This is a genomic window from Microbacterium sp. NPDC055455, assembly GCF_053619935.1.
In genome coordinates this window covers 617,060-637,816 of record NZ_JBSHLB010000002.1, presented here as the reverse complement: position 1 = coordinate 637,816, position 20,757 = coordinate 617,060, and the positions used below count along the sequence as shown (strand labels likewise).

Genomic DNA, 20,757 nt, shown 5'->3' with positions numbered 1-20,757 from the left:
GTGTCACTGCGGGCGATCCTCGTGCGCCTCCGCCGCGGATGCCGGCGTCGGGGTCGACCCGTCGGCGGTGCGCGACTGCCTCCGCCGGCCGCGGACCAGGTGCACGATGCCCCAGACGAGGAGCGCCGCGAACGCGGCGACGGCCAGCCACGGGATCAGGAACCCGATGGCCACGACGATGCCGTTCAGCGTCGCGACGAGCCCGTTCCACCCGGCCGCGAGCCCGTCGCCGAAGCCGGCGGGGTCTGCGGCGACGATGTCGGCCTCGGGCACCACCGTCACCGACAGCGTGGACATGGCGACCTGGTCGTCCAGCATCTCGAGCTGCTGCTGGTACGACTCCAGCTGCGCCTGGCGCTCCGAAAGGGCGGACTCCGCGGTGAGGAGGTCGGCGACCGTCTCCGCCTGCGCCATGAGGTCGGTGAGGCGATCGACGGAGGCCTGCGCCGCGTCGATTCGCGCCTGCAGGTCGACCGTCTGCTCCGTGACGTCCTGGCGATCGACGCTCGACGCGGTCACCTCGCCGACATCGTCCAGCTCGCCGATGACGCTCGCCAGCTCGTCGGCGGGCACCCGGACGGTGATCCACGCCCCGTCGGTCGGCACCGGATAAGGGTACGGATACGAGCTGTCGTAGACGACCCCGCCTTCCATGGGTTCGAGGGGCTGGACGCTGCCGTCACGGCCCACGCTCATCGACTCGACGTAGCCGCCGTGGGCGACCGCCGAATTGCCGATGGACCGCGCGGCGGCATCGGCATCGTCGACCTCGACGGTGGCCGTCGCCGTGGTGATGATGTCGCGCTCGGACTGCGCGACGCCGGAGGCATCGTCGGAGGCGCCCGGCGCAGTGGTGAGCCCTTCCGGCCCGCGCGACTCCTCCGCGGGGGCGTCGAATGCCGCGCCGCCGCCGTCGGAGTCGGCGGGGGCGAGCGGAGCGACGGCGGACTGGTCCGAGGCGCCGCCGGCGCCGCCCACGAGCTGACCCACCGACGGCGCGATCACCGCCGCGACGACGATGACCGCGGCCGCGGCGGCGCCCGCCACCCACAGCCGGCTCCGGCGGCGACCGCGCGCCGAGCGCTGGGATCGCTCGCGGGCGATGTCGGAGAAGAGCGCGTCCTCGATCTCGTCGATGCGCTCGTCGCTCAGTTCGGGGAGGGGCGCCGGGGTGCCGGCGGCCGGGTGCTCGGTGCTCATGTGCTCTCCTTCACGACAGTCCGCAGTCGGGTGCGGATGCGGGAGAGACGATTGCGGACCACACCGTGCGCGACCCCGAGCTCGTCGGCGGCAGCCTGATACGCGTAACCCTCCGTGGCGCAGAGCCGGAAGATCGCGCGGTCGAGCTCGCCGAGGCCGGCGACCTCCTTCAGGATCGCCTCGGCGAGCCGCTCGTCGATCACCTGCTGCTCGACGTCCACCGTCGCCGGCAGGCTCTCGTCAGCGGGCGCCGCGGTGTGCTCGCGGTCGCGCCGCTGCCGTCGGACGCGGTTGGCGGACTGGAATCGGCAGATGGTCGCGAGCCACGGCAGCAGCGACTCGCCCGCGAGGTCGAAGCCCGGCAGTTTCCGCCAGGCGACGAGGAACGTCTCCTGCGTGACCTCCTCGGCATCGGCGGGGTTGCCGACCAGACCGTGTGCGAGCCAGTACACCGGACGCACATAGGCGCGGTACAGCGCGCGGAATGCGCGCTCGCTCCCACCCGCGGCCAGCGCCACGAGCTCGGCGTCGCCGGCCGGAATCTCGCCTTCCATCCCCATCCTCCGCATTGTCTCTCACCGTGTCAGTGTCCGCACCGGTCGGATCGTCTCGCCCGCGGGGGAGAGCCCCTCGTCAGGCTGTATCCTTGGGCGAGCGAGAGGGAGTATCCCGTCATCGCGCATCCGTCATCACGGGTCCCGACAGTGCGACCCCGGGTGTGCACCGCGGGCCAGGCGGCCGGCGGGGGAGAGACTTTCGGCGTCGACCGACCCCTCGTCTTCTTCCCCTCCCGTTCGGAAAGGCCCTGAATGGACCTCGTTCTCCCCCTGTGGTTCGAGATCGGATCCCTCGTGATCCTCTCGCTCATCCTCCTGGCGGACCTCCTGCTCATCCTGAAGCGGCCGCACATCCCGTCGACCCGGGAGTCGACGCTGTGGGTGATCTTCTACGTGACCCTCGCCCTCCTCTTCGCGGGCGTCATGTGGGTCATCGCCGGGCCCGAGTACGCCGGGCAGTTCGTCGCCGGATGGTTGACCGAGTACAGCCTCTCGATCGACAACCTCTTCGTCTTCGTGCTCATCATGAGCCAGTTCGCGGTGCCGCGCCGCTACCAGCAGGAAGTCCTGATGGTCGGCATCATCATCGCCCTCGTCCTCCGCGGGATCTTCATCCTCGTGGGGGCCGCCGTCATCGAGCAGTTCAGCTGGGTGTTCTACATCTTCGGCGCGTTCCTCGTCTGGACCGCCTGGCGTCAGGCGTTCCCCGGCGGCGCCCACGACGACGAAGTCAAGCAGGAGGCGTTCGTCGTCCGCATGCTGCGCCGCACCATCGACATCAGCGACCACTACGACGGGGCGAAGATCCGCACCGTCGTCGACGGCAAGAAGATGTGGACGCCGATGATCATCGTCTTCGCGGCGATCGGCGTGACCGACCTGCTGTTCGCGATCGACTCTATCCCGGCGATCTTCGGCATCACGCAGAGCGCGTTCATCGTCTTCACCGCGAACATCTTCGCCCTCATGGGCCTGCGGCAGCTGTACTTCCTCCTCGGGGACCTCCTGGACCGGCTGCGCTACCTCCACTACGGCATCGCCTTCATCCTCGCCTTCATCGGCCTCAAGCTCGTCTTCCACGCCATGCACGTCAACGAGCTGCCGTTCATCAACAACGGCGAGCACATCGAGTGGGCTCCCGAGATCTCGACCTGGATGTCGCTGGCCGTGATCGTGCTGTCGATGGCCGTCGCGACCGTGGCGAGCCTGGTGGCCTCGGCGCGCGAGCGGCGGCGTGCGGTCGAAGATGCCCCGGCTCCCCGCGCGAGCGACAACCACGGCTGACCTCCCGCCGACCCCGTTGCCCGCCCCTGGACGCGGTGCGATACTGCGTCCATGGGCAGCGGGGGGATCCCCCGTGAGGGGGCACTCGAGGCGGAGCTGTCCGCCCTGAGGACGCGCGCCTACGGCGTCGACGCCGACATCGACTCCGACCCCGCGGCTCTGGCGCGTCTGGCCGAGCTCGAGCAGCTGCACGCGGCGGCGACCTCGGCCGGACACGAGCCGGAGCCGCTCACCCGCGGCGCCGAGCCCCCGTCCCCGTCATCCGGCGACCTGCGCGGCCCCGGTGCGCGCGCCTGGTGGCGCCGGACCCGCGGCGGTGCCCTCGCGGCGGGCGCGGCGATGACCCTCGCGGCCGTCCTCGCAGTCCTGGGCTGGATGTGGTGGACGGCGCCGCGTCCGGACGCGACGCTGCAGCGGACGGATGCCGCACCGAGCGAACAGGTGCTGCGCCTGGCGGACTATGCGCGCCGCCAGCTGGTCATGAAGTCGACGCTGCGCGCGTTCGAGCCGGTCCTGGGGCTGGAGGTCTGGTCGGCGCAGAGCACGTTCGGCAGCACCTGTCTGCTGATCTTCGAGCCCGCCAGCGACGAGCTGCTCGCGATCGGGTGCGCCCCCGCGCCCGCCGAGCCGATCGCCGAGATCTACGACGTCCCCGTGGAGTGGAATGAGGAGTGGGTGGACCGCTTCCCCACCGGCACGGTGGTGCGCTTCATGAAGCACGGCGACGCCGTCGACGTCTGGATCCACGAGGGTGCGGTCCCCGCCGTGCCGCCCGCCCCATGACGACTCCCGTGACGCCGCCGGGCGGGTCGGCGGCGCGGCGGTGGTACCCTGGGCACGTGCGGATCGCTCGCCTTCTCCTTAGCGGCCGCGACGAGTCCTAGTTCCCAGGCCTCCCTCGTCGCGGAGTTCGTCGCGGGCCCCACCCCATGCGGGCACAGTCCCCAGAGGAGAACGACAGAGCAATGAGCATGACCGATGCGTCCCGTATCGCCGACATCCCCGAGCGTCCTCGCACGCTGGCCGAGAAGGTCTGGGACGACCACGTCGTCGTCCGAGGCGATGACGGTCAACCGGATCTGATCTACATCGACCTGCACCTCGTCCACGAGGTGACCAGCCCGCAGGCCTTCGACGGACTGCGGGCCGAGGGCCGGCCCGTGCGCCGGCTCGACCTCACGATCGCGACCGAGGACCACAACACCCCGACGCTCGACATCGACAAGCCGATCGCCGACCTGACCAGCCGCACCCAGATCGAGACGCTCCGCCGCAACGCCGCCGAGTTCGGGGTGCGCCTGCACTCGCTGGGCGACAAGGAGCAGGGCATCGTCCACGTCGTCGGTCCCCAGCTCGGCCTCACCATGCCGGGCATCACCGTGGTCTGCGGCGACTCGCACACCTCCACGCACGGCGCCTTCGGTGCGATGGCCTTCGGCATCGGCACGAGCGAGGTCGAGCACGTGCTGGCAACGCAGACGCTGCCCCTGAAGCCGTTCAAGACGATGGCGATCACGGTCGAGGGCGAGCTGAAGCCCGGCGTCACGGCGAAGGACATCATCCTCGCCGTCATCGCCAAGATCGGCACCAACGGCGGGCAGGGCTACGTGCTGGAGTTCCGCGGCAGCGCCATCCGGTCGCTGTCGATGGAAGGCCGCATGACGATCTGCAACATGTCGATCGAGGCGGGTGCGCGGGCCGGCATGGTCGCCCCCGACGAGACGACGTTCGCCTACCTGGAGGGCCGTGCACACGCCCCGAAGGGCGAGGACTGGGACGACGCCGTCGCCTACTGGCGCACGCTCCCCAGCGATGAGGGCGCCGTCTACGACGCCGAGGTCTTCCTCGACGCGAACGAGCTCGAGCCGTTCGTCACATGGGGCACGAACCCCGGGCAGGGCGTGTCGCTGAGCGACGCGGTGCCCTCGCCCGACGACTTCGCCGACCCGAACGAGCGCGCCGCCGCGGAGCGCGCGCTGGAGTACATGGATCTGACGCCGGGCACGCCGCTGAAGCAGGTGCCGGTCGACGCCGTCTTCATGGGCTCCTGCACGAACAGCCGCATCGAGGACCTCCGCGCGTTCGCGTCGATCATCGAGGGCCGCAAGAAGGCCGACGGGGTCCGCGTCATGGTGGTGCCGGGGTCCGCGCGCGTCCGCCTGGAGGCGGAGGCCGAAGGACTCGACAAGGTCTTCGAGGACTTCGGGGCGGAATGGCGCTTCGCCGGGTGCTCGATGTGCCTGGGCATGAATCCCGATCAGCTCGCGCCGGGGGAGCGCTGCGCGTCCACGAGCAACCGCAACTTCGAGGGCCGCCAGGGCAAGGGCGGGCGGACGCACCTCGTCTCGCCGCTGGTGGCCGCGGCGACCGCGGTCCTGGGGCGCCTCGCGAGCCCGAGCGATCTTCCCGCGCCCGTCGCGGCCGGCGCCGAGAGCACGGAGGCCTGACATGGAGAAGTTCACGACGCACACCGGGATCGCGGCGCCGCTGCGCCGCTCCGCGGTCGACACGGACCAGATCATCCCCGCCGTCTACCTCAAGCGGGTCACCAAGACCGGCTTCGAGGACGCCCTGTTCGCCAGCTGGCGCCAGGACCCCGAGTTCGTGCTCAACCGGCCGGCGTACGCCGGCGCCAGCATCCTCGTGGCCGGCCCCGACTTCGGCACCGGCTCCAGCCGTGAGCACGCGGTGTGGGCGCTGCGGGACTTCGGCTTCAAGGTCGTGCTGAGCCCTCGGTTCGCCGACATCTTCCGCGGCAACGCCGGCAAGCAGGGCCTGGTCGCGGGCGTGATCTCCGAGGCGGACCTCGAGGCCGCGTGGGCTGCCATCGAGGCGGACCCGGGCGTCAGCATGACGGTCGACCTCGAAGCGCGCACCGCGTCGATCGGCACGCTGGAGGTCCCTTTCGAGATCGATGATTACACTAGGTGGCGGCTTCTCGAAGGGCTCGACGACATCGGGCTCACACTGCGCAACGAAGACGCGATCTCGCAGTTCGAGGCTCGCCGAGAGGCGTGGCGGCCGCGGACGCTTCCCGTTCCGTAAGCCGGGTCGGATGCCCCACCAGGGCGCCCGACCGCCGCAGACACCCTCGAGCAACCAAGTGAGGATCATCGGATGAAGCCGCTTCTGAATGTCGCCGCAGGCGAGAGCGCAGCCGCGAAGACGGGGGAGCAGGAAGTGACGGGTGAGGTCCTCGCGATCCGGGGCGGACGCCCGCTCACGGGCCGCGTCGAGGTCAAGGGCGCCAAGAACCTCGTCACCAAGGCGATGGTCGCCGCCCTCCTGGGCGACACCACGAGCATCCTGCGCGACGTGCCCGACATCAGCGACGTCCAGGTGGTCCGATCGCTCCTGGAGGTCCACGGCGTCCGCGTGTGGGACGGCGAGGAGGAGGGGACGATCCACCTCGACCCCAGCGGTGCGGTCGCTGCCCACTTCGAGGAGATCGACGCGCACGCCGGGGCATCCCGCATCCCGATCCTGTTCTGCGGCCCGCTGCTGCACCTGCTCGGCGAGGCCCTCATCCCCGACCTCGGCGGGTGCCGCATCGGCGACCGGCCGATCAACTTCCACATGGACGCGCTGCGCGCGTTCGGCGCCGTCGTCGACAAGAGCTACGAGGGCATCCGGATCACGGCACCCGACGGGCTCCACGGCGCGAACATCGAGCTGCCGTATCCCAGCGTCGGGGCGACCGAGCAGGTGCTGCTCACGGCCGTCCGCGCGAAGGGCGTCACCGAGCTGCGGAACGCCGCCATCGAGCCCGAGATCATGGATCTCATCGCCGTGCTGCAGAAGATGGGCGCCATCATCTCGTACGAGCCGAACCGCGTCATCTTCATCGAGGGCGTCGACTCGCTGCGCGGCTACGACCACCGCGCGATCTTCGACCGCAACGAGGCAGCCTCGTGGGCCTGCGCGGCGCTGGCGACGGACGGCGACATCTTCGTCGGCGGTGCGCGGCAGCAGGAGATGCTGACGTTCCTCAACGTCTTCCGCAAGGCCGGCGGCTGGTTCGACGTGCGCGAGGACGGCATCCAGTTCCGCCGCGGCGGTGCGCTCAAGGCCGTCATGGTCGAGACGGACGTCCACCCGGGCTTCATGACCGACTGGCAGCAGCCGCTCATCGTGGCTCTGACGCAGGCCGAGGGCACCTCGATCGTGCACGAGACCGTCTACGAGAACCGGCTCGGCTTCACCGACGCGCTGAACCAGATGGGCGCCGACATCGTCGTGCACGCGAGCGGTCTGGACTCGCAAGGCCGACGCGTCCCGCGTCGCGCCCTCGAGCAGGCGGCCGTCATCAACGGTCCGACTCCGCTGCACGGCGCCGACGTCGTCGTTCCCGACCTGCGGGGCGGCTACAGCTACGTCATCGCCGCCCTCGCGGCCGAGGGCGAGTCGATCGTCCGCAACGTCGGCATCATCCGCCGCGGCTACGAGAAGTTCTTCGCCAAGCTCGACATGCTGGGCGCCGACTTCGACGTCATCGGATAGTCCGTGGCGACCCATCGTCCGCGCGCGTCCGCGGAGAAGACGCGACCCAGCATCTTCTGGCCCCTGGCCGCCATCGTCGTGCCGCTCGTGAGCCTGGTGTTCAAGGTCGAGGTCGAGGGCTCCGAGAAGCTGCCGCGAGACGGCGCGTACGTGGTCGCGCCGAACCACGTGAGTGAGATCGACCCGCTCGTCGTCGCCCTCGCGGTATGGCGGATGGGACGCGCGCCGCGGTTCATGGCGAAGGAGAGCCTCTTCCGCGTGCCGGTGCTGGGGTGGATCCTGCGTGCGACCGGGATGATCCCCGTCGCCCGCACCACGTCCGCCACCGCCGCACGGGCGACGCTCGCAGCCTCCGAGACGCTGGCCCGCAACGGGCGGGGCGTCATCGTCTACCCCGAGGGCTCGCTCACCCGCGACCCCGATCTGTGGCCCATGCGGGGGAAGACGGGTGCGGTGCGCCTGGCACTGGGCGGGGGCATCCCCGTCATCCCGATGGCGCAATGGGGAGCCCAGCAGGTGATGCCCCGGTACGGCAAGCTGAAGCTCTGGCCGCTCCGCCGGCGCGTGCGCGTGATCGTGGGCGATCCCGTCGACCTGTCGGCGTACGCCGGGCGAGCGTCGTCGCAGAGCGCGCTCGTCGAGGCGACCGACGTCGTCATGGCCGACATCGCGGGGCTGCTCTCGCAGCTGCGCGGCGAGCCCGCACCGGCCGAGCGATGGAATCCGGCCGATCACGGGCAGAAGGAGACCGGTCGCCTTGAGTCGTAGGCACGACGCCGCCCGCCCGCGCGTCGCCGTGGTGGGCGCGGGAAGCTGGGGCACGACGTTCGGCAAGATCCTGGCCGACGGCGGCGCGCACGTCACCATGTGGGCCCGCCGTCCGGAGCTGGCGAGCGAGATCCAGGAGGCCAAGCGCAACAGCGAGTACCTCCCGGGGATCAACCTGCCCCGGTCGATGCAGGCCACGCACCACCTGTCGGAGGCGCTCGAGGGCGCCGACCAGGTCTACCTCTCGATCCCCAGCCAGGCGGTGCGCCAGAACCTCAAGGCCGTGCGACCGCTGATCACGCAGTCCGACGCGCCCATCGTGTCGCTCATGAAGGGCGTCGAGCGTCGCACGGGCCTGCGGATGAGCCAGGTGATCGAGCAGGAGCTGCACTGCGACCCCGCGCGCATCGCGGTGGCCTCCGGGCCCAACCTCGCGCTCGAGATCGCCCGCGAGCAGCCCACGGCGGCCGTCATCTCCTCGACGAGCCAGGAGACGGCCGAGGCGGTGGCGCGTCTCGCGCGCAACCGGTACTTCCGGACGTTCGTGAACACCGACGTCATCGGGACCGAGTTCGGCGGCGTGTTGAAGAACCTCATCGCCGTGGCGATCGGCATCGTCGACGGCGTGGGGTACGGCGAGAACACGAAGGCGTCCATCATCACGCGCGGGCTGGTCGAGATGACCGACTTCGCGGTCGCCTTCGGCGCCCAGGCGGAGACGCTGCAGGGCCTCGCGGGCCTCGGCGACCTCATCGCGACGTGCCAGTCTCCGCTCAGCCGCAACAACACCGCCGGGCGCCTGCTCGGACAGGGCTACCGCTTCGACGACGTCGTCAAGCAGATGAATCAGACCGCGGAGGGGCTGGCATCCGTCGCCCCCATCCTTCAGCTGGCGCGCGAGGTGGGTGTGCAGATGCCCATCGTCGAGCAGGTCAAGATGGTGCTGGACGGCACCATGAACCCCCGCGACATCGCGCCGCACCTGACGACCGACGACGACACCCCCCAGGGCGAGAGGACGACGAATGGACAAGCCGGCGGTGGCGGTGCTCTTTGGCGGTCGATCCAGCGAGCACTCGATCAGTTCCGCAACGGCGGGCGGGGTGCTGCGGGCGATCGATCGTGACCGCTACCGGGTGATCCCGATCGGGATCACCCGTGACGGGGTGTTCGTCCTCGAGGACGACGACCCCGACAAGTTCGCCCTGGACGCCGACCGTCTTCCCGAGGTCGCCGACAACGGCACGCGCGTGGTGTGGCCGGAAGGCGGCGGCGACCGCGTGCTGCGCGTGCGCCGCGCGGACGGAGCGGTGGACGAGCTCGGCGACGTCGACGTGGTCCTCCCGATCCTCCACGGCCTCCATGGCGAGGACGGCACGGTGCAGGGCTTCTTCGACACCCTCGGCATCCCGTACGCCGGCGGCGGTGTCCTGGACTCCGCGCTGTGCATGGACAAGCACTTCATGAAGATCGTGCTCGCGGCGGCGGGGGTGCCGGTCTCGCCGTCGGTGACGATCAGCCGCGCGCGGTGGGAGCGCGACCCGGAGGGAGTGCGGTCGGATGCCGCGGCTCTGGGCGAGCCCACGTTCGTCAAGCCCGCGCGCGCGGGATCGAGCGTCGGCGTCTCGAAGGTGCATGACGCGTCCGAGCTGGACGCGGCGCTGGCCCTGGCGTTCGCCGAGGACGACAAGGTGCTCATCGAGGCCGCCATCGTCGGGCGCGAGGTCGAGGTCGCGATCCTGGAGGGCCGTGACGGCGCGGCTGCGCGCGCCTCGCTTCCCGGAGAGATCGTGCTCACCACCCGCGAGTTCTACGACTTCGAGGGCAAGTACCTCGGCGGAGACGGCGCAGACGTGGTGTGTCCCGCGGACCTCTCCGCCGATGAGATCGCGCGGATCCAGGAGCTCGGCGTCCGTGCCTTCGAAGCGGTCGACGGCAAGGGCCTCGCGCGCGTCGACTTCTTCCTGGCGGAGGACGGCCTGTACGTCAACGAGCTCAACACGATGCCGGGCTTCACACCGATCTCGATGTTCCCGAAGTGCTGGATCGCATCGGGCATGTCGTATCCGGAGCTCATCGCCGAACTCATCGACACCGCGCTCGAGCGCGCCGGGGCGTAGCCGGCGGCCGGCTCACCCGCCGGACGTGGCGTCCGGAATCAGCTCCTCGGTGAGGGTGCACTCGCGCTGAACGGTCGTGCCGCCCAGCACCGCCGTCTCGGCGAGCTGTGTCAGCGCCTCGTTCGGGGACACCGACTCGTTGTCGATGAACACCTCGACCGCCGGGGTCCGGCCGTAGGTGGTGACCAGGTAGCGAGGCGCCTGCGACTCGTCGACGATCCAGTCGACGCCGCCGAGCGTGATGCACCGCGCCTCCGTCGGCCCGGGCTCCTCGACGCCGCACCGCAGCAGCACCGCCGACGGCTCACCCCACGCGCCGGTCGCCTGGGCGTCGGTCCACCGCCGGGGCTGGCCGTCGACCGTGCCGGGCAGGCGCACGCTCACCTCGGCGCATGCGGCATCGTTCGCCTGCTCCGCGGGCTGCAGATCGACCGTCGTCGAGCAGCCGGTCAGGCCGATCACGGCCGCCGCGGCGAATCCAGCGGCGAGGACGGGGGAGAGCAGACGCACCCCTCCAGGCTAACCGGCGGGACGACTCTGCCCCGCCGGCGGGTACCCGGCGATCGGCGGTCGCGACGGTAGCGTGGTCGTGTGGGCGACGAGCGCAGTGATCCGACGGTGGGCGAGCTGAGCGAGGGGCAGATCCTCGCCCGGATCCTCGAGCGCCTCGGGGCGTCCGACGCGATCGTCGGTCCGGGCGACGACGCCGCGGTGCTCGCCGCCGCCGACGGCCGCGTCGTCGCATCGGTCGACACGCTCGTGCACGGTCCGGACTTCCGGCTGGCGTGGTCGAGCGGATACGACCTCGGCTTCAAGGCCGCCGCCGTCAACCTCGCCGACATCGCGGCCATGGGCGCCACGCCCACGGCTCTCCTCGTGGCGCTCGCGATGCCGGAGGGCACGCGTCTGTCGTTCGTGACCGATCTGGCCGATGGCCTGCGCGCGGCGTGCCGGGAGCTGGCCCCCGGGTGCCGCGTCGAAGGCGGCGATCTGACCGTCTCGGACACGCTCACCATCGCCGTCACTGCGCTCGGCGCACTGGCCGGACGTGAGCCGGTGCGCCGCTCGGGCGCCCGTCCGGGCGACGTGGTGGCGGTGGCCGGTGATCCCGGCCGCGCAGCACGCGGCCTCCGCGTCCTGTTCCAGCGGTTCACGGATGCGGCGGGGGCGCCGGTCCCGGTCGACGAGAGCGTGCTCAGCCCCGCCGAGCGCGCCGACCTCGCCGCGCAGCTGCGCCCGTCGCCGCCGATCCCGTTCGGCCCCGAAGCCGCCGATGCGGGCGCGACGGCGATGATGGACGTGTCGGACGGACTCGTCCTCGACGCCTCGCGCATGGCCACGGCATCCGGTGTCACGATCGCGCTCGAGTCGACGCTGCTCGGGCCCGACGCCGCCGACGCGCTCTCGGGCGGCGAGGACCACGCGCTGCTGGCGACGTTCCCCGGCGAACGGCACCTGCCGCATGGGTTCCGGCGCGTCGGCACGGTGCAGCCGAGGGGTGAGGCGGGGGTTCTCGTAGACGGTCTCGCGTACGAGGGACGATCGGGCTGGGATCCCTACCGCGACTGGGACGAGCGCACCGGCTGACTCAGCCGGGCGTGGTCGCCCACCACAGGGCTGTGTCGCCGTACCGCTTCGAGCGGGTCGCGACGAGCCCCGGGGGCAACGTCGGCTCGGGCGAGCGCGCGGCGCGCTCGATGACGATCTCCGCGCCCGGCGACACGCGTGGCAGCAGCAGCGAGAGCGTCGACGCCAGCTCTGCCTCTCCGACGTCGTACGGCGGGTCCAGGAACACCAGGTCGAACGCCCGCGGGGAGGATCTCAGGAACGCGTCGGCGGAGCTGCGGTGCACGCGGATCGCGGCATCGGTCCCCACCGCCTTCGCGACGCGACCGGCGTTGCGCTGCGCGACCGACGCCGCGCGCGCGGACTTCTCGACCAGGTCGGCGGATGCCGCGCCCCGGCTCACCGCCTCGAGTCCCAGCGCGCCGGAGCCGGCGTAGAGGTCGAGCACGGCGGCACCCCGGAGCGCGTCGGCCGATTCCAGGGCGCCGAAGAGGGATTCGCGCACGCGATCGCTCGTCGGCCGGGTGCCCGCGTCGGGTACATCGATCACGAGCGAGCCTGCACGGCCGGCGATGATGCGCGTCATCCCCTCACGATATCTCCGGTGGAATCCTCCTCCCGGAGGCGCGGCTCGGTGCGCAGCTCGGGGCGCAGCCCGGACTTGTCGGCGTAGAACGCGCGGATGACGTCCATGTCGGCCCGCACGTCGCCGGTGAGCGCGATGGTCGGGCCGAGACCCGTCGTCATCGTGGTGCGGTCGACGTATCCGAGGGTGACCGGGAGACGGGCCTCCCGGGCGATCCGGTAGAACCCGGACTTCCAGTAGGAGCCCGGGCCACGGGTGCCCTCGGGCGTGACGACGAGGCCGAAAGGCTCGCCCGCCTGCATCTGCGCCACGACATCGGCGACGACCCGCGACGGGTCCGATCGGTCGACGGGGATGCCGCCGAGGCGGCGCATCAGCGGTCCCCTCCACCCGCGGAAGAGGCTCGCCTTGCCGAGCCAGCGGACCGGCATCCCCAGCCGCCAGGCGATGCCGAGCATGAGGACGAAGTCCCAGTTGGACGTGTGCGGAACACCCAGCAGGACGGTGGGGCGGCCCGGTGCCGGCTCGGTCGAGAGCGTCCACCGACTGCAGGCCCAGTAGACGCGGGAGAGGAGTCGTCGGAGCATCCCGCAACCTTACGTTTTCCGGCTGTGGCCGAGCCGACAGCGGGCCGCCGCCGAATCTAGACTCGTGAGGTGACCTCCTTCGCGCTCGACTCGCGCCTGGGCGGGGCCATCGGCGGCAAGACCGCGGCGGCGCTCGAGCGCGCGTTCGGCATGTCGACCGTCGGCGACCTGCTCGTTCACTATCCGCGCCGCTACGCACGCCGCGGCGAGCTGACGCAGATCTCGTCGCTGCCCGTCGGCGAGCCCGTGACCATCGTCGCCGAGGTCAAGCGGGTCAACGAGCGCCGCATGAAGAACCGCAACGGCACCCTGCTCGAGGTGCTCATCAGCGACGGCAACGGCGACCTGTCCCTGACGTTCTTCAACCAGGCCTGGCGGGTGAAGGACCTGCGGCCGGGGCGCCGCGGCATCTTCGCCGGCAAGGTCGGCGAGTACCGGGGTGCCAAGCAGCTCGCGCATCCCGACTACGAGCTGTTCGAAGACGAGGCGCAGGCCCGCCTCACCGCCGAGGCGAACGCGAATCTCCCGATCCCGATCTATCCGGCCACGAGCACGGTGGCCAGCTGGCAGCTGCAGAAGATCGTCGACCTCGTGCTGGACGGCCTCGGCGATGTGCCCGAGCCCCTCCCCGACGCCCTGCGGGCCCGCCACGGCCTGCTCGACGCGCGCACCGCCATCGAGCGCATCCACCGCCCGACGTCGTTCGGCGAGATCGAACCCGCGCGCGCGACGCTTCGCATGCAGGAGGCGTTCGTGCTGCAGGTCGCCCTGCTGCAGCAGCGGCAGTTCGTGCGGGCGCTGTCGGCGACCAAGCGCCCGCCCGGCGAGCTGCTCGAGCGCTTCGACGCCGCGCTGCCGTTCCCGCGCACCCCCGATCAGGTGAGCGTCGGCGACGACATCGCGCGCGACCTCCAGGGCGACTGGCCGATGAACCGCCTGGTGCAGGGCGAGGTCGGCTCGGGCAAGACGCTCGTCGCGCTGCGCGCGATGCTGCAGGTCGCGCAGAGCGGCGGCCAGTCCGCGCTGATCGCCCCGACCGAGGTGCTGGCGGCGCAGCACGTGCGGTCGATCGCGCGCATGCTCGGCCCGCAGCTGGCCCCCGAGCTCATGCCCACGCTGCTGACCGGCCAGCTTCCCGCGGCGGAGCGCCGCAAGGCGGCGCTGCGCGCGGCGTCCGGGCAGGCCCGCATCGTCGTCGGCACGCATGCCCTGCTCAGCGAGAGCACGACGTTCGCCGACCTCGGCCTGGTCGTGGTCGACGAGCAGCACCGCTTCGGCGTCGAGCAGCGCGAGTCGCTCCGCGCCAAGGGGTCGTCCCCGCACGCGCTGGTCCTGACCGCCACGCCGATTCCCCGCACCGTCGCCATGACGGTCTTCGGCGACCTGGACGTCTCCACGATCCGCACCATGCCCGCGGGCCGAGCGGGCATCGAGACCTTCACGGCCCCGCTCGCCGAGCATCCCGGCTGGTTCGCCCGCGTCTTCGAGCGCATCGCCGAAGAGGTGCGGAAGGGCCACCAGGCCTTCGTCGTCTGCGCGGCGATCGACGCGGAGGCCCTGACCAAGGACGACACCGCGGACGAGCCCCCCGGCGACACCGCCGGCGAGGCGAGCCGCACGCGATGGGGCGTCGTCCAGGTGGGCGATCTGCTGTCGCGGCATCCGTCGTTCGAGAGCATCCGGGTCGAGATCCTCCACGGCCGGATGCCGTCCGACGAGAAGGACGCCGTCATGCAGGCGTTCGCACGCGGCGACGTCGACGTGCTCGTGGCGACCACCGTGGTCGAGGTCGGCGTCGACGTGCCGAACGCCTCGACGATGGCGATCCTCGAGGCCGACAGGTTCGGCGTCTCGCAGCTCCACCAGCTGCGCGGACGTGTCGGCCGTGGGGGAGTTCCTGGTCTGTGCCTGCTGGTGACCGAGGCGCCGCTCGGCACGCCGGCGCGGGAGCGCGTTGATGCCGTCGCGTCGACGCTGGACGGCTTCGCCCTGGCGGAGGTCGACCTGGAGCTGCGCGGAGAGGGCGACGTCCTCGGCGATGCGCAGTCCGGCGCGCGGTCGTCGCTGCGCCTGCTGCGCGTGGTCAAGGACGCCGACATCATCGCCGAGGCGCGCGTCGCGGCCGAGCACGTGATCGCCGAAGACCCGGCGCTGCTCGAACACGCGGGACTCGCGGCCGCTCTCGAGCGCAACGTCGGCATGGCCGAGCGCGCGGCTCTGGCGAAGAACTAGCGCGTCCGGGGGCTGGTCGGCCTCCCAGTAGGCTGGTCGGCATGAGCAGCCGGATCGCCGTCGTCCCGGGATCGTTCGATCCGCCGACCCTCGGTCATCTCGACGTCATCCGGCGCGCGGCCATGCTGTACGACCAGCTGCACGTGCTCGTGGTGCACAACCCCGGCAAGGAGGCGATGCTCCCCATCGCGCAGCGCCAGGCGCTCCTGGAGCAGTCCATCGCCGAGAGCGACATCGACGGCGACGTCGTGGTGGCCTCCTGGAGCATGGGGCTTCTGGTCGACTATGCGACGGATGTCGGTGCCGGCGTCCTGGTCAAGGGCATCCGATCGCAGGTCGACGTGGCGTACGAGACCCCGATGGCGATCGTGAACAGGCACCTCGCGCAGATCGAGACGGTGTTCCTGCTCCCCGACCCCGCACACGCGCTCGTGTCCAGCTCGCTGGTGCGCCAGGTCGCCTCGCTCGGCGGCGACGTCTCGCCCTTCGTGCCCGGCGCTGTCGCCAGGTTCCTCGACACCGGCGCGCGCGACATCTGACACGGTCACACGGCCACGCGCGCGCACCGCGGCTAGGCTGGAGACGTGGCCAAGAAGCATGTGACGGGTCCCTTCGTCCTCCCTGTCCGCGACATCACCCACCGCCCCGGCGAGATGCGCGAGCACTCCTTCGAGGTGCCCGCGCCCGACAGATGGGGCGAGGGGCTGGTGTCCGTCGCCCAGGGCGAGCAGGTCGCCATCGATGTGCGGCTCGAGTCCGTCCACGAGGGCATCCTCGCCTCCGGAGACATCGACACCGAGTACACCGGAGTGTGCAGCCGGTGCCTCACCGACATCGCCGAGGCCCTCGAAGTCGAGTTTCAGGAGCTTTTCGCGTATCCTGGGGAGGAAGAAGCTGACTTCGAGGTTCAAGACGACCACGTGGATCTTGAAACTCTGGTCAGGGAAGCGGTCGTCCTGTCGCTTCCGTTTCAGCCGGTGTGTCAGCCGGATTGCCCCGGCCTCGATCCGGTCACGGGCGAGCGGCTGGCCGAAAGCGCCGGATCGCAGCAGAGCGAGCCTGTCGATCCACGATGGGCCGCGCTCCAGGACTTCACCATGACCAACGACGACGAATCACCGCGCGCCCGCGGCTGATCGACATCGAGAACACAGAAGAGAGCAAGCCATGGCAGGCAACCCCCCGAAGCGGAAGGTCTCCCGATCGAACACGCGCTCGCGTCGCGCGCAGTGGAAGGCCGAGGCGCCCGCCCTCGTCAAGACGGTCGAGAACGGCAAGGTCGTCTACAGCCGTCCCCACCAGGCGAAGGTCGTCACCGACTCGCAGGGCACGGAGCTGTTCCTCGAGTACAAGGGCCGCAAGGTCGCCGACGTCTGATCGTCGCGCACTGACGTGACCGACGTCACTGCCGAGCGCCTCGCGCTCGCAGATCTCACGCAGAAGCTCGGAGTCGACATCGACCCCGAGCTTCTGTCGCTGGCGCTGACGCACCGTTCGTGGGCCTACGAGAACGGACAGGTGCCGCACAACGAGCGGCTGGAGTTCCTCGGCGACTCCGTGCTCGGGCTCGCCGTGACCGTGCGACTGTTCACGGGGCATCCCGAGCTCGAAGAAGGCGCGCTGGCCAAGCGTCGCGCGAGCGTCGTGTCGACGGTGGCGCTGGCCGAGATCGCGCGCGGGATCGGCTTGGGGGAGCATCTGCTCCTCGGACGCGGCGAGGTGCTCACCGGCGGCCGCGACAAGGACTCGATCCTCGCCGACACGATGGAGGCGATCTTCGGCGCCGCCTACCTGTCCGCCGGCTCGGATGCCGCCACCGGCCTCGTGCTGCGACTGGTCGAGCCGTTGCTCGCCGATCCGGAGCGGTACGGCGCCGCCATGGACCCGAAGACGGCGCTCCAAGAGCTCGCCGCCCGCGGCGGGATGCAGCCCCCCGCGTACGCGGTCACCTCCACCGGCCCCGACCACGACCGCCGGTTCACCGCCACCGTCGTCATCGGCGACCTGACGGCGGAGGGCCTCGGCACCAGCAAGAAACACGCTGAGATGGCCGCGGCGCTCAGCGCGTGGCGCGATCTCAGCGGCCGTGCCTGAGCTGCCCGAGGTCGAGGTCGTCCGCGCCGGCCTCGCACCCGCCGTCACGGGCGCCCTGGTTCTCGGGGTCACCGTGCTCGACGAGCGCGCCCTGACGCGGCATCCGGGCGACGGCGCCGACTTCGAGGCGCGCCTGACCGGAAGGGTCCTGGCCGCCGCCGCCCGACGCGGCAAGTTTTTGTGGCTGCCCCTCACGGCGGCCGACGGCCGCGCGGCGACGGAGGCGGTCGTGGGGCATCTGGGCATGAGCGGGCAGATGCTGCTCCGTCCGCCGGGCAGTGCGATCGAGCGTCACGAGCGCGTCCGCCTCGATCTCGTGCACCCGGCGCACGGAGAGCTCGCGGTGGTGTTCGCCGACCAGCGGACCTTCGGTTCGCTGGCGATCGACGAGCTCGTCGCCACGCCGGACGGTGCGCCGGGCGGAGACGGCTGGTCCGAGGCATCCGTCCCTTCGCAGGTCGCCCACATCGCGCGCGACCCGCTGGATCCCGCATTCTCGGACGCCGGGTTCCGCCGCGTCCTCGCGCGTAAGGACTCCGCCATCAAGCGCGTGCTGCTCGATCAGACGGTCGTGAGCGGCGTGGGCAACATCTACGCGGACGAGTCCCTGTGGGCGGCCCGCATCCACCCCGAGACCCCTGCTCGGGACCTGTCGACGCGGGCGGTGAACCGCCTGCTCGGCGAGGTGCGGCACGTGCTGGACAAGGCGCTGGCCGAGGGCGGCACCAGCTTCGATGCGCAGTACGTCAACGTGAACGGTCAAGCCGGATACTTCGCCCACTCGCTCAACGCGTACGGCCGCACCGGGGAGCCGTGCCCCCGATGCGGCCGTCCGATCGTCCGGGTCTCGTTCACCAACCGGTCGAGCCACTTCTGCGCGCACTGCCAGAAGGCCCCTCGTCGCGCGGCCGGCTGATCACAGCGGGAGCACCTTCTTCCACGCGCCGGCATACGAGGCCGGCACGAAGCCGATGGTCTCGTTGATGTCGAGCATGTGGCGGTTCTCCTCGGCGTTGAACGTCGAGACCCGCGGTGACTCCGGCACGAGCTCGCGCCAGCGCAGCAGGTTCGCGCACTTCACGATCGTGCCGAGGCGGTGTCCGCGATGCTCTTTGACGACGAGCGTGCCGTACTGCTGCGTGGCACCGCTGCGGTCGTCGCCGATGGCGAGCTCGTTGTACGCGGCGATCCGCCCGCTCGGCACATGCAGCACGGCGGCGACCGAGACGGTGAGTCCCTGCGCCTTCAGCCGGGCGTCGCGACGCTCGACACGGGCGGCGTCCCAGTGCTGCTCGTCCATCACCAGACCGCCCGCGGGCACGTCGGTCGACATGCGCGAGAGGGCGTAGGCGAAGCCGTCGACGTACTCGGCGGGCGTCGGCGACGTCCACTGGATCGAGCGGTAGTCGTCACCGGCGGCGGCCAGCGCGTCGCCGAGCATCCGCTCGACGAGCGTGAAGTCGCCGGTCAGGTCGAACACGCTGTTGCGCTCCACCTGCTCCAGCGTGAAGCCGCTGTCGACGGCGAACCGGGTCTGCGGGTCGTCGGCGGGGATCGACCCCCAGCCGGTCGACGGCTCGAGCCGCGGCCCGACTGCGCCGGGGCGGTGGAGGGTCCACGTCTGGATCGTCGCCAGACCGCGCTCGCGCGCCTCGCGCTCGACCTCGGCCAGCAGCAGCTCCTCGGCACCGGCTCCGCGGTGCGGCGGGGCCACCATGAGATCGAACTCGAGCGCACTCACGTCGGGCTCGTTCGAGATCATCAGCTTCACGGCGCCGATGACGTCGCCATCGCGCAGCGCGGCGTAGCCCAGCTGCGTCCAGTCCGACTGGTCCTGCCAGAACCCGAGCATCTCCCCGGGCTCCTCGCGCAGGTAGTCGTGACCGGCGTCGTTCAGGCACACCGCGTTGGCGATGCGCACCATCTCCAGGAACACCCGCGCGTCTGCGGACTCCGTCGACTCCGGCACGGGGATCGGCTGCACGGTCAGCACGGCGGTATCGGCCAGGTCAGTCATCGAGCACCTTCTTCCACGCTCCGACGTACGCGATCGGCGCGAAGCCGATCGCCTCGTTGATGTCCAGCATGGGCCTGTTCTCCTCTGCGTTGTAGGTGATGACGCGGCGGGACTCCGGGGCGACGTCGCGCCACGACAGGAGCCCCGCGCACTTGACGAGCGTGCCGAGCCGGTGACCGCGGTGCTCCTTGAGGACGAGGGTGTCCTCCTGGTGAGACGCCTCGGTGCGGTCCTTTCCGATGACGAGCTCGTTGAAGGCGCACAGCTCGCCGGTGGCGATGTGCTGCGCTGCCGTGACCTGGATGGTGCGCCCCGACCCGGTGTACTTGGCGTCGTGCTCGGCGATGCGGGCGGCATCCCACTTCTCCTCGTCGAACTCGAGCGCCGCCGCGGGCGCGTCGGTGGACATCCGCGACTTCATCCACGCGTAGCCGTCGGCGAACTCCGGCGGCGTCGGGGCGAACCACTGCACCACCCGATAGTCCTGTGACGCGGCCTGCGCTTCGCCGAGCAGCCGCTCGACCTCGTCGAACGAGCCGGTGAGATCGAACGCGCTGTTGCGCTCCACCTGCTCCAGCGCGTAGCCGTGGCGGACGAAGAATCGCGCGATGTGATCCTCGGGGATCGCGCCGAACCCGGTGGGCGGCGCGAGCTGCGGCCCCGGTGCGGCAGGGTGCTCGGCCCACGACTGCAGCACGGTGCGTCCGTGCTCCCGCGCCGTGCGCTCGACGAGCTCGTAGGCGGCGGAGCCGATCCCGCGGCCCCACGTCGCGTGGAGCAGCTCGATGAGCCAGAACGCCGAATGCGAGCCGTCCTCGTGGGGAATGTCGATGCCGATGCGGCCGATCACGGCGCCGTCATCGACGACGATCCATGCCAGGCGGGTCTCGTACGGCGTGGGCCGGTAGTGGGGGAGGAGCTCCTCCGCGGAGATGCGGTGGTCGTCGTGGCCCGAGATCTCGCGGTAGATCTCGTTGCGGACCCGGACCATCTCGACGAAGTCGGCGGCGTCGGGGGAGTCGACGGACTCGGGTACGAGCAGCGGCCGGAGCTCCAGCCCGGTGATGGTGGCCATTTCGTTGCGTCCTTGCGTGGTGGGTGCGGTCGTCTGTGGAGTGGGGTCCCCCGCCCCGGGGGGGGGGGGGGGGCCCCGGGGGCGCCCCGGCGGGGGGGGGTTGCCCCCGGCCCCCCCCCCCAACCCCCCCCCCACCAAGAGGGACCCCAAGGGCCCCACCCCCCCGCACAA

The 20,757-nt window shown here is 71.2% G+C and carries 22 protein-coding genes; 15 read left to right on the top strand and 7 right to left on the bottom strand.

Translation table 11 applies throughout. The annotated features are described in order from the left end of the window. Positions 1 to 3: 3 nt before the first annotated feature. Complete coding sequence (locus ACWGUG_RS09420) at positions 4 to 1,200, bottom strand: DUF4349 domain-containing protein (protein WP_452324498.1); 1,197 nt, start codon at positions 1,198 to 1,200, stop codon at positions 4 to 6. Continuing rightward, complete coding sequence (locus ACWGUG_RS09415) at positions 1,197 to 1,754, bottom strand: sigma-70 family RNA polymerase sigma factor (protein WP_442928161.1); 558 nt, start codon at positions 1,752 to 1,754, stop codon at positions 1,197 to 1,199. The genes ACWGUG_RS09420 and ACWGUG_RS09415 overlap by 4 nt, the downstream gene beginning before the upstream one ends. A gap of 255 nt (positions 1,755 to 2,009) precedes the next feature. Here ACWGUG_RS09415 and ACWGUG_RS09410 point away from each other — a divergent pair, with 255 nt between their 5' ends. The 8 genes from ACWGUG_RS09410 (at position 2,010) to ACWGUG_RS09375 (ending at position 10,429) form a co-directional block, all read left to right on the top strand. Beyond that, on the top strand, positions 2,010 to 3,041 hold the full coding sequence (locus ACWGUG_RS09410; protein ID WP_336396904.1) for a TerC family protein: 1,032 nt from the start codon (positions 2,010 to 2,012) through the stop codon (positions 3,039 to 3,041). Between the two features lie 51 nt (positions 3,042 to 3,092). Continuing rightward, the gene (locus ACWGUG_RS09405) at positions 3,093 to 3,824 is read left to right on the top strand and encodes a hypothetical protein (protein WP_378883005.1); all 732 of its coding nucleotides are present in this window, start codon (positions 3,093 to 3,095) and stop codon (positions 3,822 to 3,824) included. 182 nt (positions 3,825 to 4,006) lie between these two features. Then, positions 4,007 to 5,488: a 3-isopropylmalate dehydratase large subunit gene (gene leuC, locus ACWGUG_RS09400; RefSeq protein ID WP_378883002.1), complete on the top strand. Its 1,482-nt coding sequence runs from the start codon at positions 4,007 to 4,009 to the stop codon at positions 5,486 to 5,488. Between the two features lies 1 nt (position 5,489). Beyond that, entirely contained in the window at positions 5,490 to 6,086 is a 597-nt protein-coding gene (gene leuD / locus ACWGUG_RS09395; protein WP_336396906.1) for a 3-isopropylmalate dehydratase small subunit, read from the top strand. Positions 6,087 to 6,158: 72 nt separating this feature from the next. Continuing rightward, positions 6,159 to 7,541 carry a UDP-N-acetylglucosamine 1-carboxyvinyltransferase gene (murA, locus tag ACWGUG_RS09390; RefSeq protein WP_336396907.1) on the top strand — a complete coding sequence of 461 codons (1,383 nt, stop codon included), beginning with the start codon at positions 6,159 to 6,161 and terminating at the stop codon, positions 7,539 to 7,541. Positions 7,542 to 7,544: 3 nt separating this feature from the next. Further along, on the top strand, positions 7,545 to 8,309 hold the full coding sequence (locus ACWGUG_RS09385; protein WP_336396908.1) for a lysophospholipid acyltransferase family protein: 765 nt from the start codon (positions 7,545 to 7,547) through the stop codon (positions 8,307 to 8,309). Next, positions 8,299 to 9,435 carry an NAD(P)H-dependent glycerol-3-phosphate dehydrogenase gene (locus ACWGUG_RS09380; RefSeq protein WP_336396909.1) on the top strand — a complete coding sequence of 379 codons (1,137 nt, stop codon included), beginning with the start codon at positions 8,299 to 8,301 and terminating at the stop codon, positions 9,433 to 9,435. The genes ACWGUG_RS09385 and ACWGUG_RS09380 overlap by 11 nt, the downstream gene beginning before the upstream one ends. After that, the gene (locus ACWGUG_RS09375) at positions 9,335 to 10,429 is read left to right on the top strand and encodes a D-alanine--D-alanine ligase family protein (RefSeq protein WP_336396910.1); all 1,095 of its coding nucleotides are present in this window, start codon (positions 9,335 to 9,337) and stop codon (positions 10,427 to 10,429) included. The genes ACWGUG_RS09380 and ACWGUG_RS09375 overlap by 101 nt, the downstream gene beginning before the upstream one ends. Before the next feature lie 12 nt (positions 10,430 to 10,441). On the opposite strand, the gene ACWGUG_RS09370 is transcribed toward ACWGUG_RS09375, so the two are convergent. After that, positions 10,442 to 10,939 carry a DUF3515 family protein gene (locus ACWGUG_RS09370; protein WP_336396911.1) on the bottom strand — a complete coding sequence of 166 codons (498 nt, stop codon included), beginning with the start codon at positions 10,937 to 10,939 and terminating at the stop codon, positions 10,442 to 10,444. Positions 10,940 to 11,020: 81 nt separating this feature from the next. Here ACWGUG_RS09370 and thiL point away from each other — a divergent pair, with 81 nt between their 5' ends. Next, the gene (gene thiL / locus ACWGUG_RS09365) at positions 11,021 to 12,016 is read left to right on the top strand and encodes a thiamine-phosphate kinase (RefSeq protein ID WP_378882993.1); all 996 of its coding nucleotides are present in this window, start codon (positions 11,021 to 11,023) and stop codon (positions 12,014 to 12,016) included. Between the two features lies 1 nt (position 12,017). Here thiL and rsmD read toward each other — a convergent pair whose 3' ends face one another. Both rsmD and ACWGUG_RS09355 read right to left on the bottom strand, forming a co-directional pair. After that, positions 12,018 to 12,581, bottom strand: coding sequence for a 16S rRNA (guanine(966)-N(2))-methyltransferase RsmD (gene rsmD / locus ACWGUG_RS09360; protein ID WP_452324497.1), 564 nt, complete (start codon positions 12,579 to 12,581; stop codon positions 12,018 to 12,020). Continuing rightward, positions 12,578 to 13,168 (bottom strand): 1-acyl-sn-glycerol-3-phosphate acyltransferase, encoded by a 591-nt coding sequence (locus ACWGUG_RS09355; protein ID WP_336396914.1) that lies wholly within the window; start codon positions 13,166 to 13,168, stop codon positions 12,578 to 12,580. Before ACWGUG_RS09355 ends, rsmD begins: the two co-directional genes overlap by 4 nt. A gap of 69 nt (positions 13,169 to 13,237) precedes the next feature. Here ACWGUG_RS09355 and ACWGUG_RS09350 point away from each other — a divergent pair, with 69 nt between their 5' ends. Genes ACWGUG_RS09350 through mutM form a run of 6 tightly spaced genes read left to right on the top strand, consistent with a single transcriptional unit; the run spans position 13,238 to position 18,410 of the window. After that, on the top strand, positions 13,238 to 15,400 hold the full coding sequence (locus tag ACWGUG_RS09350; protein WP_336396915.1) for an ATP-dependent DNA helicase RecG: 2,163 nt from the start codon (positions 13,238 to 13,240) through the stop codon (positions 15,398 to 15,400). A 41-nt stretch (positions 15,401 to 15,441) separates the two neighbouring features. After that, complete coding sequence (coaD, locus tag ACWGUG_RS09345; RefSeq protein WP_336396916.1) at positions 15,442 to 15,939, top strand: pantetheine-phosphate adenylyltransferase; 498 nt, start codon at positions 15,442 to 15,444, stop codon at positions 15,937 to 15,939. 60 nt (positions 15,940 to 15,999) lie between these two features. Further along, on the top strand, positions 16,000 to 16,536 hold the full coding sequence (locus ACWGUG_RS09340) for a YceD family protein (RefSeq protein ID WP_452324536.1): 537 nt from the start codon (positions 16,000 to 16,002) through the stop codon (positions 16,534 to 16,536). A 31-nt stretch (positions 16,537 to 16,567) separates the two neighbouring features. Beyond that, positions 16,568 to 16,777, top strand: coding sequence for a 50S ribosomal protein L32 (gene rpmF, locus ACWGUG_RS09335; RefSeq protein ID WP_050721097.1), 210 nt, complete (start codon positions 16,568 to 16,570; stop codon positions 16,775 to 16,777). Positions 16,778 to 16,792: 15 nt separating this feature from the next. Then, positions 16,793 to 17,494 carry a ribonuclease III gene (gene rnc / locus ACWGUG_RS09330; protein ID WP_336396917.1) on the top strand — a complete coding sequence of 234 codons (702 nt, stop codon included), beginning with the start codon at positions 16,793 to 16,795 and terminating at the stop codon, positions 17,492 to 17,494. Continuing rightward, positions 17,487 to 18,410: a bifunctional DNA-formamidopyrimidine glycosylase/DNA-(apurinic or apyrimidinic site) lyase gene (gene mutM / locus ACWGUG_RS09325; RefSeq protein WP_336396918.1), complete on the top strand. Its 924-nt coding sequence runs from the start codon at positions 17,487 to 17,489 to the stop codon at positions 18,408 to 18,410. Before rnc ends, mutM begins: the two co-directional genes overlap by 8 nt. On the opposite strand, the gene ACWGUG_RS09320 is transcribed toward mutM, so the two are convergent. Both ACWGUG_RS09320 and ACWGUG_RS09315 read right to left on the bottom strand, forming a co-directional pair. Continuing rightward, positions 18,411 to 19,511, bottom strand: coding sequence for an N-acetyltransferase family protein (locus ACWGUG_RS09320; protein ID WP_452324496.1), 1,101 nt, complete (start codon positions 19,509 to 19,511; stop codon positions 18,411 to 18,413). After that, a complete protein-coding gene (locus ACWGUG_RS09315; protein WP_452324495.1) occupies positions 19,504 to 20,586 on the bottom strand; it encodes an N-acetyltransferase family protein in 1,083 nt (360 codons plus the stop codon). The genes ACWGUG_RS09320 and ACWGUG_RS09315 overlap by 8 nt, the downstream gene beginning before the upstream one ends. Positions 20,587 to 20,757 lie beyond the last annotated feature (171 nt).